This window comes from Allosphingosinicella sp., assembly GCF_035626655.1.
Lineage (GTDB): Bacteria > Pseudomonadota > Alphaproteobacteria > Sphingomonadales > Sphingomonadaceae > Allosphingosinicella.
In genome coordinates, this window is record NZ_DASPNF010000013.1 from 179,468 (window position 1) to 192,636 (window position 13,169).

20 protein-coding genes are annotated in these 13,169 nt (G+C 70.4%); 8 read left to right on the forward strand and 12 right to left on the reverse strand.

Features of this window, described 5'->3' with window-relative positions; translation table 11 throughout:
- Window positions 1–18: 18 nt before the first annotated feature.
- Window positions 19–1,470, forward strand: a complete 1,452-nt coding sequence (gene glpD, locus VEC11_RS12895; protein ID WP_464131929.1) for a glycerol-3-phosphate dehydrogenase — start codon at window positions 19–21, stop codon at window positions 1,468–1,470.
- Between the two features lie 167 nt (window positions 1,471–1,637).
- Complete coding sequence (locus tag VEC11_RS12900; RefSeq protein WP_464131931.1) at window positions 1,638–2,873, forward strand: TIR domain-containing protein; 1,236 nt, start codon at window positions 1,638–1,640, stop codon at window positions 2,871–2,873.
- Window positions 2,874–2,879: 6 nt separating this feature from the next.
- Here VEC11_RS12900 and VEC11_RS12905 read toward each other — a convergent pair whose 3' ends face one another.
- Window positions 2,880–3,623: a hypothetical protein gene (locus VEC11_RS12905; protein WP_464131933.1), complete on the reverse strand. Its 744-nt coding sequence runs from the start codon at window positions 3,621–3,623 to the stop codon at window positions 2,880–2,882.
- Between the two features lie 67 nt (window positions 3,624–3,690).
- Window positions 3,691–4,071, reverse strand: coding sequence for a hypothetical protein (locus VEC11_RS12910; RefSeq protein WP_464131935.1), 381 nt, complete (start codon window positions 4,069–4,071; stop codon window positions 3,691–3,693).
- Window positions 4,072–4,172: 101 nt separating this feature from the next.
- Here VEC11_RS12910 and VEC11_RS12915 point away from each other — a divergent pair, with 101 nt between their 5' ends.
- On the forward strand, window positions 4,173–4,373 hold the full coding sequence (locus VEC11_RS12915) for a hypothetical protein (protein ID WP_464131937.1): 201 nt from the start codon (window positions 4,173–4,175) through the stop codon (window positions 4,371–4,373).
- A gap of 7 nt (window positions 4,374–4,380) precedes the next feature.
- Here VEC11_RS12915 and VEC11_RS12920 read toward each other — a convergent pair whose 3' ends face one another.
- The 3 genes from VEC11_RS12920 to VEC11_RS12930 form a co-directional block, all read right to left on the reverse strand.
- Complete coding sequence (locus tag VEC11_RS12920) at window positions 4,381–5,004, reverse strand: LysE family translocator (RefSeq protein WP_464131939.1); 624 nt, start codon at window positions 5,002–5,004, stop codon at window positions 4,381–4,383.
- Between the two features lie 72 nt (window positions 5,005–5,076).
- The gene (locus VEC11_RS12925; RefSeq protein WP_464131941.1) at window positions 5,077–5,739 is read right to left on the reverse strand and encodes a hypothetical protein; all 663 of its coding nucleotides are present in this window, start codon (window positions 5,737–5,739) and stop codon (window positions 5,077–5,079) included.
- Between the two features lie 356 nt (window positions 5,740–6,095).
- On the reverse strand, window positions 6,096–6,329 hold the full coding sequence (locus VEC11_RS12930) for a hypothetical protein (protein ID WP_464131942.1): 234 nt from the start codon (window positions 6,327–6,329) through the stop codon (window positions 6,096–6,098).
- A 157-nt stretch (window positions 6,330–6,486) separates the two neighbouring features.
- Here VEC11_RS12930 and VEC11_RS12935 point away from each other — a divergent pair, with 157 nt between their 5' ends.
- On the forward strand, window positions 6,487–6,888 hold the full coding sequence (locus VEC11_RS12935) for a hypothetical protein (protein WP_464131945.1): 402 nt from the start codon (window positions 6,487–6,489) through the stop codon (window positions 6,886–6,888).
- 31 nt (window positions 6,889–6,919) lie between these two features.
- Here the strand turns inward: VEC11_RS12935 and VEC11_RS12940 are convergent, their stop codons facing one another.
- Complete coding sequence (locus VEC11_RS12940) at window positions 6,920–8,323, reverse strand: aspartyl protease family protein (RefSeq protein WP_464131947.1); 1,404 nt, start codon at window positions 8,321–8,323, stop codon at window positions 6,920–6,922.
- A gap of 96 nt (window positions 8,324–8,419) precedes the next feature.
- Between VEC11_RS12940 and VEC11_RS12945 the strand changes: the two genes are divergently transcribed.
- Genes VEC11_RS12945 through VEC11_RS12955 form a run of 3 tightly spaced genes read left to right on the forward strand, consistent with a single transcriptional unit; the run spans window position 8,420 to window position 9,371 of the window.
- Window positions 8,420–8,917, forward strand: coding sequence for a hypothetical protein (locus VEC11_RS12945; protein WP_464131949.1), 498 nt, complete (start codon window positions 8,420–8,422; stop codon window positions 8,915–8,917).
- An 11-nt stretch (window positions 8,918–8,928) separates the two neighbouring features.
- Window positions 8,929–9,165 (forward strand): helix-turn-helix domain-containing protein, encoded by a 237-nt coding sequence (locus VEC11_RS12950; protein ID WP_464131951.1) that lies wholly within the window; start codon window positions 8,929–8,931, stop codon window positions 9,163–9,165.
- Entirely contained in the window at window positions 9,162–9,371 is a 210-nt protein-coding gene (locus VEC11_RS12955) for a hypothetical protein (protein WP_464131953.1), read from the forward strand. Before VEC11_RS12950 ends, VEC11_RS12955 begins: the two co-directional genes overlap by 4 nt.
- 43 nt (window positions 9,372–9,414) lie before the next feature.
- On the opposite strand, the gene VEC11_RS12960 is transcribed toward VEC11_RS12955, so the two are convergent.
- Window positions 9,415–9,846, reverse strand: coding sequence for a hypothetical protein (locus VEC11_RS12960; RefSeq protein WP_464131955.1), 432 nt, complete (start codon window positions 9,844–9,846; stop codon window positions 9,415–9,417).
- Window positions 9,847–9,981: 135 nt separating this feature from the next.
- Window positions 9,982–10,401 (reverse strand): 50S ribosomal protein L17, encoded by a 420-nt coding sequence (gene rplQ / locus VEC11_RS12965; RefSeq protein WP_464131957.1) that lies wholly within the window; start codon window positions 10,399–10,401, stop codon window positions 9,982–9,984.
- Window positions 10,402–10,811: 410 nt separating this feature from the next.
- Here rplQ and VEC11_RS12970 point away from each other — a divergent pair, with 410 nt between their 5' ends.
- The gene (locus VEC11_RS12970; RefSeq protein ID WP_464131959.1) at window positions 10,812–10,946 is read left to right on the forward strand and encodes a hypothetical protein; all 135 of its coding nucleotides are present in this window, start codon (window positions 10,812–10,814) and stop codon (window positions 10,944–10,946) included.
- A gap of 15 nt (window positions 10,947–10,961) precedes the next feature.
- Here VEC11_RS12970 and VEC11_RS12975 read toward each other — a convergent pair whose 3' ends face one another.
- The 4 genes from VEC11_RS12975 to VEC11_RS12990 all read right to left on the reverse strand — a co-directional run bounded on the left by VEC11_RS12975 (window position 10,962) and on the right by VEC11_RS12990 (window position 13,016).
- On the reverse strand, window positions 10,962–11,528 hold the full coding sequence (locus VEC11_RS12975) for a hypothetical protein (protein WP_464131961.1): 567 nt from the start codon (window positions 11,526–11,528) through the stop codon (window positions 10,962–10,964).
- A 160-nt stretch (window positions 11,529–11,688) separates the two neighbouring features.
- Window positions 11,689–11,952, reverse strand: coding sequence for a DksA/TraR family C4-type zinc finger protein (locus VEC11_RS12980; RefSeq protein ID WP_464131962.1), 264 nt, complete (start codon window positions 11,950–11,952; stop codon window positions 11,689–11,691).
- Window positions 11,953–12,007: 55 nt separating this feature from the next.
- A complete protein-coding gene (locus tag VEC11_RS12985; RefSeq protein WP_464131964.1) occupies window positions 12,008–12,151 on the reverse strand; it encodes a hypothetical protein in 144 nt (47 codons plus the stop codon).
- 22 nt (window positions 12,152–12,173) lie between these two features.
- Window positions 12,174–13,016: a hypothetical protein gene (locus VEC11_RS12990; RefSeq protein WP_464131966.1), complete on the reverse strand. Its 843-nt coding sequence runs from the start codon at window positions 13,014–13,016 to the stop codon at window positions 12,174–12,176.
- Window positions 13,017–13,169: the final 153 nt, after the last annotated feature.

The following is a 13,169-nucleotide window of genomic DNA, read 5'->3' on the forward strand; positions in this document are numbered from 1 at the left end:
TGACGCTAAGGGTCCACCATGGACTCCTTCGATCTCCTCGTCATCGGCGGCGGCATCAACGGCACCGCGATCGCGCGCGACGCGGCGGGGCGCGGGCTCAGGGTGCTGCTCGTCGAGAAGGACGATCTTGCCAGCCATACCAGTTCGGCCTCCTCCAAATTGATCCACGGCGGCCTGCGCTATCTCGAGCAATATGAGTTCCGCCTGGTCCGCGAGAGCCTGAGGGAACGCCAAGCGATGCTCGCCACCGCGCCGCATATCGTCCGGCCGCTGCAATTCGTGCTGCCCGATCCGCCCGGCGGCCGCCCCTGGTGGATGATCCGGCTCGGCCTCCTGCTCTACGATTTCCTCTCCCGCGGCGACGAATTGCCGCGCTCCAGGGGCCTCGGCCGCAAGCCCAATGCTTTCCGCGCCCCGCTCAAGCCCGGCCGCTTCAAGCTCGGCACCTATTGGGACGCCTGGGTGGACGATGCCCGGCTCGTCGTCCTGAACGCGGTGGACGCTGCCGAGCGCGGCGCGGAGATCGCGACGCGCACCGAATTCCTCTCGGCCCGCCGCGACGGCGATGCCTGGGTCGCGCAGCTCGCCGGCGGCCGCGAGGTCCGCGCCACCATCATCGTCAACGCCGCCGGCCCCTGGGTGGCCGAGACGCTCAACCAGCGCCTCGAGACCGAGGCGGAGAGCCGCGCCCGGCTGGTCAAGGGCAGCCACATCCTCGTCCCGCGCCTTTACGAGGGAGACCACGCCTACATATTGCAGCAGCCGGACGGCCGCGTGGTCTTCGCGCTGCCTTATGGCGACCGCAACCTGGTCGGCACCACCGACGTGCCCGTCGCCGCGCCCGGGGACGCCATCGTCACTCCCGACGAGGTGACCTATCTCTGCGCCGCCACCAATGCCTATTTCACGACGCAGGTCGCGCCTGCCGAGGTGAGCTGGTCCTATGCGGGCGTCCGCGCGCTCTACGACGATGGCGAGAAGGAGGCTAAGGACGTCACCCGCGACTATCGCCTCGAGCTGGACGACACGCCCGGCCCGAAATTGCTCTCCGTCTTCGGCGGCAAGATCACCACTGCGCGCCACCTCGCCTCGGAGGCGCTGGACAAGGTTGGCATCGGTGGTTTCCGCTTCACCCGCACCGCGCCGCTCCCCGGCGGCGACATCGACACCGCCTTCAACGCGTCCCTGATCCCGCTCGCGCTCTGGATGCCGGAAGAGCTCGTCGTCCGCCTCGCCCGCGCCTATGGCACGCGCATCGCCCGGGTCGTCGGCCCTGCCGTCCACCTGCGCGATATGGGCCGCCATTTCGGCGCCGGCCTCTACGAGCGCGAGGTCCGCTATCTGATCGACCAGGAATTCGCGAGGACCGCCGAGGACATCCTCTGGCGCCGCACCAAGCTCGGCCTCCAGCTGACCGCGAAGGAAGCGAAGGAGCTGGCGGCGTGGGTCGCACGGAACGGTCCCTCCTGAGTCATCCCGGCGCAAGCCGGAACCCATGACCTCTGAATTTGAAGGGGACGCACGGGCGCAGGGCCCGCCTTCTGCTGCCGCCGTTCATGGGTCCCGGCCTTCGCCGGGATGACTCTTTGGGGTCGCCGCACCTACCCAAGCCCCCCGCCCGCGGCTAAACCTGCAGCATGAGCGGGCACGTCTTCATCAGCTATGCCTCGGAAAATGGCGACGAGGCGAACGAGATCGTCGCCTTGATCGAGTCGAAGGGCATGACCGCCTGGATCGCCCCGCGCGACGTCCGGCCGGGCTTCGATTATTCTGAGGAGCTGCAGCGCGCGCTCGAGACCTGCGCGGCCTTCGTCGTCCTCGTCACGCCCGACGCGAACACCTCGCCTTATGTCCGCGCCGAGACCGAGATGGCCTTCTCCAGCCAGAAGCCGATGCTCCCCGTCCGCCTCGGCGAGATCGCGCCGGCGCCGGGCCTCGCCTTCTTCCTGAAGATCCGCCACTGGACCGACGCCTACGGTGCGCGGCGCGAGGCGGCTTTGGCCCGGCTGGTGCTGGAGCTGCAGACCCTGACCGGCAAGGCGCCGAGCTGGGCGCCGAAGGCCGGCGGCGCCGCGCCGCCGCCCCTCGCCGAGGCCCCGGCCCCGCCCGCGCCGCCGCCGCCATCGCCGCCACCGCCCGCCCCGGCCGCCCCGCCGCCGCTCGCCGCGGGCAATCCGGCCCCGGTGCCCGCACCGGCGGCGAAGCCGCGCGGCCCGCTGCTGTTCGGGCTGATCGCGGGCGGCGCCGCGGTGATCGTGATCGCGCTCGTCCTGATCTTCGGCGCGCGCCAGCAACAGCCGCCGGGCCCGCTTCCCGGCCCTGACGTGAACAATCCCCAGCCCGCGCCGGAGCCGAACCCGCCCCCGGCCCAGCCCCGCGGCTATGCCGACGAGCTCACCGATTTCGGCGTCGCCCCCAAGGCCGAGCTCGAGACCAATGTCGGCACGCCGACGCCGCTGGCGATCAACGTCGGCGGGCGCGTCACCACCGAGGATCTGCAGCGCCTCGCCCAGGACAATCGCACGATCCTCGTCGACGTCCTCGCGCAGCCGCATCCGCAGACCATCGCCGGCGCGCTCTACATGCCCGACGGCGGCATGCCCGGCACCTTCGAGGACATCCACCAGGTCCGCTTCTCGCTGCAGCTGCTGCAGGCGACCGCCGGCGACACGTCGCGTCCGCTCGTCTTCTTCTGTCAGGGCGCCAGCTGCTGGGAATCCTACAATGCCATGCTGCGCGCCAATGCCGCGGGCTACGGCCAGATCTACTGGTACCGCGGCGGCCTCGCCGCCTGGCAGGAAGCGGGCCTGGCGATGGCGCCGCTGCCCGAACCCTTCAACATGTCGGCGCCGACCACGACCCCGGCCGACTGAGCCCGTTCAGTTCGGCAGATAATCGCAGTCCATCGCCCGGCTGATCGCCTCGCCCACCGCCGACCGCGCGGCGAGGGGCGCGCCCGCCTCCACGCTCACGATCGTGCGGGGCTGGGGCGCCATCGTCCTGACGATGTCCAGATATTGCCGCAGCCGCACTGCATCGACCGCGGCGCCGTTCCACCGGATCTCGCCGCTCTGCGCGATTTCGATCCGGTTGGTCTGCCGGCTATTGTCTTCGGGCAAGGCGCGCGCGTCCCGCTCGGAATAGACCTCGTTGCAGGTGAGCCCGTCCGGCGGCGGCGCCAGTTCCTCGGTGGCGAGCGCGGGCGGCGTCTCCTCGCTGGCCGGCGGCGCGGCGGTCGGCGCGGTCGTCTGCTCCGCCTGCCCGCCCGCCAGCCGGTCGAACACCCCGCCGAAATAAAGGATCGCGACCACCCCGGCGAGCAGGGCGACGACCAGGATGACGACCAGCAGCGGCGAGAGGAAGGGCCTGGCCGGCGCCGCGGCGGGCTGGGGCGGCATTGCAGGCGGCGGCGGCGGCATGGCGGGCGCCGGCGGCGGTGCCGCGGCAACCGGCGGCGGCGCCGCTTCGGCGGGCGCAGGGGGTGGCGCCTCCGCAGGCGCCGGTGGCGGCGCCTCGGCCAGCGGCGGGGGCGGTGCCTCGGCGAGCGGCGGGGGTGGCGTGTCGGCAAGCGGGGGCGGCTGCTGGCTGCCCGGATCGTTCTTGCCGTTCGGTTCGTCAGCCATGCAGCGTCCCCCCTGTCCAGGTCCCGACCCGCGGATTGCGCCCCGATCCGGCGCGAAAGTCAACCGCCTAGGGCCAGCGGGCCGGGACGAGCGTCACCGGCACCGCCTCGTCGAACTCCGCCCATCCTCGCGCCGCGATCACGTCATTGCTCTCCTTCGCCTCGCGCCCGGGGCCGAGCGACCAGGTGATGTGCCAGGTCGAGCCGTCGGGCCGGTCGGTCGTGCCGTCGAGCCGCACCACCATCGCCTCGACCCCCGCGCCGTCGTCCGCGCGCCCGACGATCAGCGCCTCGCCCGGCGCCGGCGGCAGTTCCTCGCCCGCCAAATCGGGCTTCAGCGTGACATGATCGGCGACCGCGCAGGCATAGCAAGGCGGGAAGCGCTCGAGCAGGACGGCGCGCGCCTGCGGCTCGAGCTTCCAGCCGGCCCTGCTCGCTTGCCCGGTCATGTCCGGACAACCGCCGCGCGGCCGCCCCGTTCCGCCGCCCAACCATGGGAACGGCGCCGCCCCGCGACCGTTGAACCTCCCCGGCACGAGGAAGAACTAACATGGGTGAGAAAATCCACGATACGCCGAGCGAGGTGGATGCGGCCGAAGGGCAGGTCCTCGTCAACGGCCCGAACGGCGTTTCCGTCTCCATGACCCCGGAGGCGGCGCTGGAAACTTCCGAGCGGCTGGAGAAAGGCGCGATCCTGGCCAAGGGCCAGATTGCCTCCCGCGAGGCCCGCAGGCGCCCGGTCTCGGAATAGGCGCCCGTCAGTCGACCAGCGCCACGGTCAGCACCCCCGCCGCGACCAGCACGGCGCCGCCGACGCGCTGCGACCAGAGCTTCACATCCGGCCCCTTGAGGAAGCCCGCGACCCAGCTCGCGGCGACCGCGTAGAAGCCGTCGCTCAGCGTCACCACCGCGCTGAACGTCACCAGCAGCACCGCCGCCTGCAGCCAATAGGCCCCGTCCGACGAGATGAATTGCGGGGTGAAGGCGACGAAGAAGATGATCGTCTTGGGGTTGATCGAGGTGATCGCGAACGTCCCCCAGAAGGCGGTGCGCGGCCTGATCGCCGGCCCGCCCTCCGCCGCCGCCAGGCTCCCGCGCTTCGCCGTCACGATCGACCAGCCGCCGAGCGCGACCAGATAGGCCGCCCCCGCCCATTTCAGCGCGGCGAAGGCGACCGGCGACTGTTCGAGCAGCACGCCGACCCCGAGCAGCGACAAGGTCATCGCCGTCGCATTGCCCAGGGTCGCCCCGAACACCGAGGCCAGGGCCGTGCTCCGCCCCGCGGTCAGCGCGTAGCCGACGATGCTGGTCACGCCGGGCCCCGGCAGCAGGCCCACGATCAAAGAGGCGAGGACGAAGCCCGCCCACAAGGTCCAGTCCATGGCTCCCCCCCCCCCACGAAACGGCCGCGCGCCAGCATAACGCGAGGGCGAACGGGCCGCTAGGAGGCGCGCCTACTGCCGGGTGATGTGCGGCCTCAGGAAATCGGCAACGGTCGAATCGGGCAAAGAGGCATAAGCGTCGATCGTCTCCGACTCCCCGTTGAACGTCTGGAACATCGGACAGTCGCTGTTGCTCGCCTCGACCGTCGTCTTCGCCAGCTCCCTTCCCGTCCGGGCCTCCCTGACCGAGAGCTCGTAGGTCGCGGTATGCCAGCGGACCTGGTTCCGGGTCGGGCGGCCATTGTTCCGATAGCCGTCGCAGACCTTCACCTGGCGCGCGGCCGTGCGCCTCGCGCAGACGACCAGATCGATCGCCCTCAGCGCGTCGCTCTCGGCGGAGAACAGGACGGTCCAGTCGCGCGGCAGCGAGCTCGACTGGTCCATCAGGTCGTCCCGGTAGGTCGCGAAATAGAGCGCCTTGTGGGCCGTGGCCTGCGGGTCATAGGCGGTCGCGGCCGAGACCGACGCGCCCGAGCAGACGCCCTTGAAATTGTCCGGGAACAAACGGCTTGTGGCGGCCGTGTCGGCCTCCGCGCTCGCAGTGCCGGCGTTCGCGGCGGCGGCGTTCCCGCTCTTGCCGTCGCCTCCGCCCCCACTTCCCCCGCAGGCCGCAAGCGCGGCTGACGCAAGCAGTGCCGCCGAAAACCGGATGATCGTGCTGGTTGTCTTCGCCACGTGAGACCCCTTTTCCGTAGCTGGATGCCGTATCAAATGCGCGCGCCAGGCCATTGTCAATGCAGGCGGATCGAGTCCAGGGCGACGACCGGGCGGATCGTCGTCCCACTTCCGTCATGCCGGCCTTGATCCGGCATCACCTGATCTGGCTGGGACGGATGACCGCAATGGGTCGGGCGCAGCCTGGCAGCTATGGGTGGAAAGCGGACGTCCCAGCTACCCCAAATTCCTTGACGTATGCGTAGTTTACAAATCCGAAGGAGGCGGATCGCCCATGAACAGTCCGTTGCTGATGGCGATGTAGGCAAGCAGCGCGAACGCTGTGCCGATAATGTCGATGGCGATGAGGCGGCTTCTCATTCGTCACGCCCCCGTCTGAACGCGGGGATGTCGCGTCGCAGGCGGGCGAGCCGCTCGCCGATTGCCCAAGTGAACAATACGCAAATCGGGTAGGCGAGGATGGCGCGAAGCGAGAACTGCCAGATGGAGTCGATGTTGCTTGCGGGATCGGTGAGCGCCAACAAGCCGAACACGATTATAGCCACGATCCAGATGGGCGCCGCCCACTTCGCCGCTGTGGCGAGCCTCACTCCGGCTTCTCCAACGGCTGTCGCTTCACGATCCTGCACATGGCACCTTGATACAACTATAGCGCGAATGACCGCAACGGATCGATTGCCGCCCGTCCGCTGAGGGGGAAAGGGGACACGGCTCGCAACCGTCGCGCCAGGCCGTTAGATCAGGCCCATGAATAAGCCCGACCGCGTTTATGTCAGGTTCGTCTGTTTTCGCCTGGTCGAGAGCCAAAGGCATCGCCTTGGCCTTTTCCAGGCGCTGGACGAAGCGAGGCGGTGCGATTTCGCGCCAGCGTGGGCGTTGCGACAGATCGGTCAGATTTATGGCTGGTTCAAAGACAATCTGGCGGTTCCGCACCATTTTTCACAAGGGGGTTGGAAAGGACGGGGCCAGCCAGGGCTGTCATGGTTCAAGCCTGTAGCGACCGAACACATCAAGCAGATGCATCAGCTTAAACTGGCGTTGGAGGAGTGCGGCGTCCACGTGGAAGTCCTCACGACCAGAGACCCCGGGGACATTGTCTGGCAGGACGAACATCAGCTGGTCGCTGAGCCGGGCACCAGAAAGTTCTAATGTCTCCTTTGGGTCGAAAGCGGACTCCCCGCTACTGCCCGCTGCCCGCCTCCACCGGCGCCCCCAACCTCAGCCGCATCGCCCTGAAGTCCAGCGTATAGCTCTCGAAGCGCCGCAGCACGTCGGAGCCCAAAGTGCCGTTGTCGTCCGGCTCCGGCCCGCTCCCGGGCAGCTCGATATTGAGCTGCGGCAGCGTCAGGCTGCGGCCGTCCAGGGCTACGGGCGCGTCCGGCCAGATCGCGAAGCGCTGCACGCGCGTGCCGCCCGCGCTCGCAGCATTGGCCTGGCCGGTGCGGAGCGCGGCGATCCGCGCGGGCTCGCTCTCCGCATAGAGCGCGGTGAGGCTGGTGCGGTCCGCGCCGGTGTCGAGCAGCAGCGGCACGGTCCGCCCGCCGATGCTTACGTCCGCGAAGAGCTGGTTGCCCGCGGCATGGAGATTGGCCGCACCCTCCTCGCCTTCCCCGGGCGCGGCCGGCGGCAGCACCGTGAACCGCCCCGCCTGCTCCATCCTGATCCGGCCGAGCGCGCGCATCTCCGGCATGCCGATGATCGCGGGAATATCGTAGCCGCCCGGCACCTGCGGGAAATTCAGGCTGGCATCGTCGAGGATCAGGAAGGCGACGTTGGTGAGCACATTGCCGGCGATCTCGACCCGCGGCGCCACGCCGATCCGCGTCTGGACATTGCCCTGCACGCCGTTGCCGATCGCGGTCGCGCCTTCCTCGATCCTGACGCCCAGCCGCGCGGCGGTCGAGGCGGAGAGGACGGAGAGCGCCGCGCCGGTATCGAACACCGCCACTTGCGGCTGCCCGTTCACGCTGAACGTGACCCGCGTGAGCCCGACCCGGTCGCGCCGCGCGACGATGCTGCCGGGGCGGACCGGGCCGGCGACGCGGGACCGGCCGTGCGGCGCGAGCAGGGCGGCGAGCCGCCAGGTCCGGGCCGTGGCTTCCGCCCCGTGCGCGTCGCCGGCCGCGCTCAGCGCCTCGGCGAGCAGCCGGCCGGCGCGCGCGGCCTCGGCATAGTCACCAGTGGCGAAGGCGCTGCTCGTCATTATCCGGAGCGCCGCGCGGCGAAGCGCAGGGTCGCGTCCCGCTGCCAGCCGGCGCAGCGCCGGCTCCCGCGCCGCCGCCGGGTCGAGCCGACTTGCGGCAAGCGCGGCGCGCAGCAGGGCGCGCCGGTCGCGGCCGGTCGCCGGGTCGGCGAGCGCGCGCTCCAGCCCCGCCGTCTCGCCCCGGCCGGCGGCCTCGAACAAGGCGTCCAGCGGATCGGCCGGCCGCGCCGGGGCGGGCGCCGCCTGCGCCGTCGGCTGCGCCTCGGCGGGCAATGGCGTCAGCCATGAAAGCCCGAACATGGCCAAGATGCCGGGCACCGGCGTCCAGGCCAGGGCCGCGGCAAGGGCCGACCGGGCGGCGAGGGTCGAGCGGATCCGCATCTCGCAACATTCCTTTTCGCTTGCCCGAGCGATGATTCGGGACTATGCTGTCTGATAATTTATTTATGTAATACGATAAGAAATGGCTGTCAACCGATGACTGAAACGCCGCCGAAACTGCGTCGCGCCGCGCGCCGCCTCCGCCTCGTCGCCACCTTCGCCACCGCCTTGGTCGAGCTGCTGATCCTGTTCGCCGCCTGGGTGACGCTGAACGGCAATGCTGCCAGCTTCCCGGCGATGACGATCGAGACGGGCGGCCTCGCCCCGCTGCCGGGCGCGGTCTCCCTGCTGGTCTTCGGCCTGCTCGTCGGCTTGGCCCTGTTCCGCGCGATCGCCCTGCTGCGCGCCGTCGAGGCCGGCGAAGCCTTCCCCGCCCGGCCGCTGCGCGGCTTCGCCCTTTGGCTGTTCCTCACCGTCCTGTTCGGCGTGGTCGGCCACCCGCTGCTGCAGCTGGCGAGCGGCGCGCCGCGCCTCGTCCTGTCGCTCAGCGGCAACCAGGCCCTGATGCTGCTGCTGACCGGCCTGCTCTTCTTCGTTGCGCGCCTGCTCGACGAGGCCCGCCGCCTCGCCGACGAGCACAGCCAGATCGTCTGAGGGAGGAAGCGATGGCCATCGTCGTCCGCCTCGACGTCATGCTGGCGCTGCGCAAGGCCCGCTCCAAGGACCTGGCCCGGCATGTCGGCATCACCGAGACCAACCTGTCGCTGCTCAAGTCGGGCCGCGTGAAGGGCATCCGCTTCGAGACGCTCGACGCCATCTGCACCTATCTCGACTGCCAGCCGGGGGATATCCTCGTCCACGAGCGCGACGCTCCCGTGGGGTCCGGTACGGCCGCCGCATGACCGGTTCGCAGATCGCCCTTGGCCTGGTCCTGGTCGCGGCTGCAGGTTTGGGCGGCTATTTCTCCGCCCGTCGGCCCCGAAAGCCACCCTTCGACCAGTTTCGAGAGAGCCCCATGTTCCAGCCGAGGGGCCGCGCCGCTTCCGCGGCGATTGGAATCATTTTCGCCGCCTTCATGGCTTTCCTGTTCTTCGCGGGCAGGCTTTGAGCGCGGCGCTCCGGCCCGGGCTGCGCGTGGCGCTCGCGCTCTTCTAGGTCCCCGGCGCCGGCTCGGGCGGGCCGCCGATCTGCTGCGCGGCGATGGCGATGATCTCCGCCAGCGGGAGGTCGAAGACGCCGCCCTGCGCCTCGCGCCACAGAGAAATCCCCTCGTCCGGCGACGGGAATATGGCAGTGCTCGGCGAGAGGCGCGTCACGCTGGCGTTGAGGGTCAGCTCGGACACCGGCAGGTGCTGGATGGTGCCGGTCTGCCCGCCGAGCCGGACGCCGATCACCGAGATGTGATAGACCGAGCCATGCCCCTGCGGCCAGCCCTCGATCCGCTGGATCTTCAGCAGCGAGCCCTCGTCGCCGGGCCGCGTGCGATATTCCCAGACCTGGCCTTCCTGGTAGCGGGCATGCTCGAACGTCTCCGGCGCCTGCGCCGGCAGCGCGAGCAGCAGGGCGAGCAAGAGCTTCAGCATCGCGCGCTCCCCAAAGAAAAAGGGCCGCCCCGAAGGACGGCCCCATCCCTAGCCTGTCTGGCGCCGCGGCTTAAGCGGCTTCCACGATCAGGTCGCCGCGCCCCCCGGGCGCGGCTCTGAACGTCTGGGAGACGTTCAGACCTGCTCGTCGTCCTCGTCGACCATCACCGGGCCCGAATCCTGGCCCTTGGCGGCGGGGTCGCGATCGACCAGCTCGATGATCGCCATCGGGGCCGCGTCCGAGGCGCGGATGCCGGCCTTGATCACCCGGGTATAGCCGCCGTCGCGCTCGACATAGCGCTTGGCGAGCACGTCGAAGAGCTTGGTGAGCTGCGCATCGTCGAGCAGGCGGGCATGGGCGAGCCGGCGGTTGGAGAGGCCGCCCTTCTTGGCGAGCGTGATCAGCTTCTCGACATAGGGCCTGAGCTCCTTCGCCTTGGGAAGCGTGGTCGTGATCTGCTCGTGCTTGATCAAAGCGGCGGCCATGTTGCGGAACATGGCGGTACGGTGGCTGGAGGTGCGGCCGAGCTTGCGGCCGCCGACGCGATGGCGCATGTCTTCTTCCTTCGTTCGTCCGGATGCCGTTTCAGGTACATCCGGCCAGGCTGTCGAACGGGGGACAGCCCAAACCCCAAATAAAAAGACGGGCCGAGGCCCGCTTCGCTGGCGCCTAGAGCGGATCGGCGGCGGAAAGTCAAGATTCACCGCCGAAGCCGGGCGAAGGCGGGACTCGCGCGCACCCGCTGCAACCTTTTTCGATTCACATGCGTTAGGAAAATGACGGACGACCCGGTTCCGGACGACGGCCGCCCGTCGGGGCGGGTCCGCCGCGGCGGCACCCGCCCTACGCGCCGCCCCCGGCCCGGCCGGCCGGGCGTTTCCTTATGCCCCGGAACTTGCGCCGCCGGCAGCGGTTCTCCCTGCGGTCCGGAATGATCCGTCCCTGCGTGCCCGAAAGTTGCCTCATGCCCACCCGCCTGCTCATCGGCTATACCCTGCTCGCCCTGACGGTCACCTTCTTGCTGACCGTCCTGCTGGTCTGGCGGCGGCGGCGGCGGCTTGAGCATGAGCGGCGTTACGGCCGGCGCCGGCTGTCCTGACGCCGGCCGCTTCGCCTAGTCGTCGTCCTTCAGCACACTATTGTCGTTCGCCCGGGTCCGCGCCCGTTCGGAGGCGTTGAGCCGGGCGCGGCTGTTCGCCCGCGCCTCGGTGCGCCGGGTCATGCCGCGATTGTCGGCCCGCGTCGGGGTCGTGGTCGTGCGCAGCGCGCTGCGCGCATTGGCCCGTTCCAGCGCCCGGGCATTGGCATGGGCCGCGCCCTGGCTGTTCACGCGCCGGCGGAAGGTGCCGCTGCGCCGTTCCTCGACGACCACGTCGCCCTCGGCCTCGCCGCTCAGCACGCTATTCTCATTGGCGCGCTCCCGCGCCCGGTCGGAGGCATGGTCCGGCCCGCGGCTGTTCACCCGCGCCTCGGTGCGGACGTCGATGCCATGGCCCGGGCCGCCGACATTGCCGACGCCGAGCCCGCCGCCGAGCCCGACGCCGCCGCCGCGGCCCTGGCCGAGCCCGCCGCCCATGCCCTGGCCATGGCCCTGACCATGACCGCCGCCGCGCTGCGCCATGGCCGGCGCGGCGATGAGGGTCGCGCCCGCAAGCGCGGCCAGCAGAAGCCTGGTGTTCATCGCAATTTCTCCTGTACGAACGCCCGCATCCCGGGGGACGGGCGCGGGCTCGCGCAGGCAACGGCACTGACGCCGGTCATGTCCCTCCGGCCGGGACGAACCGCCCCTCCGGCGGGACGTTACGCGACGCGCCGCCGCAACGGTCCCGCGCAGCCGGGGTCTAGCGCAGCTGGCTGTCCTTGCTCCCGCGCCGGTTGATCGCGCTGTGGACCACTGTCCGGTCCAGCGCCGCCTGGCAGGTCACGCAGGTCCGCACCCCCGGCAGCGCCTCGCGCCGCCGTTGGGGAATCTCCTCCCCGCACTCGACGCAATGCGTCTCGCCTTCCCCCGCCGGCATTCGCGCCCGCGCCGCCGCGACCGCGTCCTTCAGGCTGTCCTCGATCTGCTGCTCCACCGCGCCGTCCCGCGCCCAGCCGCCCGCCATCGCACGTCCTTCCTTCTTCTCGACCGGCCCAAAGCAGCACTTCGGGACGAATTCATTAATCGGGCGGCGGCGCGACCGGATTGGGATCGGGGATGCGCGGCTCGCCGTCCTTCATCGGGTCCGGGAAGGGCGTCGGCTCCGGCTGGGTGCGGCCGGGCTGCAGCGGCTGGTTCCATTCCTTGTCGGGATGCGTGGCCATGGCAATGTCTCCTTTGCGGAGATCAACGCCCCGCCCCGTGCCCGGGTCCCGCCGTTCCGCCCCCGCTCCCTTCGTCGGGCCCCGTGGCCGTCCAGCCCGGCGGCAGCCAGATCCCGTTCACCTGGGTCCAGCCCGCCGCCAGCCGCGCCTGCGCCCGCCGCCGCTTCAGCATGCCCAGCAGCGTCGCCAGCTTCTGCACGACCTCCTCTTTCTCTTCCTCCTCGCTGCGCTCCGGTTGCAGCTCCCGCGCCGAAATGCCGCCACGCCGTGCCGGCCCCCGCGCCTTCGCCTTCGCATTCTCGTTGATCGCATAGACCCGGACCGCCTCGCCGCCGCTGAGCTTCGGCAGCCGCGCCCGCCCGCGCCGTTTCGCCCCGGGCACCCCGGGACTCATGCTCTCCACCGCCGCCGCGTTGATCAGCCCCGGCAGCTGCTCCCTGAACCGCCCGACCCTTTCGTCCCAGCGCGCCGCGAACTCCGGATATTTCTCCCGCCTGTTGTAGAAGGCATTGGTCGACAGCCCCGCCGCGGCCGCCGCCGACCGGACGCAGCCCGTCGCCTCGAGCCCGTCGAGAAAGCTCTCCTCCACCCGCCGCGACCACCGCCCCGCCACCGCGCGGACGAGCTTGTCGCCATGCTTCGTGCGCCGGAGAATGAGTTCCTCCCCGGCACGGGGAGGGGGACCATGCGAACCATGGTGGAGGGGGCCCCGAGCGCGCTTCTTCGCCTCCATCGCCGCGAACCCCTTCAACGCCCCGGCCCAGCCCGCCCGAAACCCCGCATCCTTCGCCCGGTGATCATAGGCCGTCCCCGGATCCACCCCCGCCTCGAACGCCGAGGTCCGGACGTTCCCCGTCCGCTTCAACGCCCGCAAAAACGCCTGCCGCCAGAGCGGCGCCCTTCGTTTTCCAGCCATCCTCTTCCCTTCCGCTCATCCTGAGCCTGTCGAAGGACATTCCAGCGAACGCGGGAATCCCCTTTCCTTCATCAAGGGGAGTCATTGTACCGGATGATTTCC

Excerpts from the sequence above, each read along its gene's own strand:
- glpD (WP_464131929.1), top strand. The coding sequence starts at position 19 with ATGGACTCCTTCGATCTCCTCGTCATCGGCGGCGGCATCAACGGCACC.
- VEC11_RS12975 (WP_464131961.1), bottom strand. The coding sequence starts at position 11,528 with ATGAACACCAGGCTTCTGCTGGCCGCGCTTGCGGGCGCGACCCTCATC.
- VEC11_RS12945 (WP_464131949.1), top strand. The coding sequence starts at position 8,420 with ATGACTGAAACGCCGCCGAAACTGCGTCGCGCCGCGCGCCGCCTCCGC.
- VEC11_RS12950 (WP_464131951.1), top strand. The coding sequence starts at position 8,929 with ATGGCCATCGTCGTCCGCCTCGACGTCATGCTGGCGCTGCGCAAGGCC.
- VEC11_RS12985 (WP_464131964.1), bottom strand. The coding sequence starts at position 12,151 with ATGGCCACGCATCCCGACAAGGAATGGAACCAGCCGCTGCAGCCCGGC.
- VEC11_RS12970 (WP_464131959.1), top strand. The coding sequence starts at position 10,812 with ATGCCCACCCGCCTGCTCATCGGCTATACCCTGCTCGCCCTGACGGTC.
- VEC11_RS12905 (WP_464131933.1), bottom strand. The coding sequence starts at position 3,623 with ATGGCTGACGAACCGAACGGCAAGAACGATCCGGGCAGCCAGCAGCCG.
- VEC11_RS12980 (WP_464131962.1), bottom strand. The coding sequence starts at position 11,952 with ATGGCGGGCGGCTGGGCGCGGGACGGCGCGGTGGAGCAGCAGATCGAG.
- rplQ (WP_464131957.1), bottom strand. The coding sequence starts at position 10,401 with ATGCGCCATCGCGTCGGCGGCCGCAAGCTCGGCCGCACCTCCAGCCAC.
- VEC11_RS12920 (WP_464131939.1), bottom strand. The coding sequence starts at position 5,004 with ATGGACTGGACCTTGTGGGCGGGCTTCGTCCTCGCCTCTTTGATCGTG.
- VEC11_RS12900 (WP_464131931.1), top strand. The coding sequence starts at position 1,638 with ATGAGCGGGCACGTCTTCATCAGCTATGCCTCGGAAAATGGCGACGAG.
- VEC11_RS12955 (WP_464131953.1), top strand. The coding sequence starts at position 9,162 with ATGACCGGTTCGCAGATCGCCCTTGGCCTGGTCCTGGTCGCGGCTGCA.
- VEC11_RS12960 (WP_464131955.1), bottom strand. The coding sequence starts at position 9,846 with ATGCTGAAGCTCTTGCTCGCCCTGCTGCTCGCGCTGCCGGCGCAGGCG.
- VEC11_RS12935 (WP_464131945.1), top strand. The coding sequence starts at position 6,487 with ATGAATAAGCCCGACCGCGTTTATGTCAGGTTCGTCTGTTTTCGCCTG.
- VEC11_RS12915 (WP_464131937.1), top strand. The coding sequence starts at position 4,173 with ATGGGTGAGAAAATCCACGATACGCCGAGCGAGGTGGATGCGGCCGAA.
- VEC11_RS12940 (WP_464131947.1), bottom strand. The coding sequence starts at position 8,323 with ATGCGGATCCGCTCGACCCTCGCCGCCCGGTCGGCCCTTGCCGCGGCC.
- VEC11_RS12910 (WP_464131935.1), bottom strand. The coding sequence starts at position 4,071 with ATGACCGGGCAAGCGAGCAGGGCCGGCTGGAAGCTCGAGCCGCAGGCG.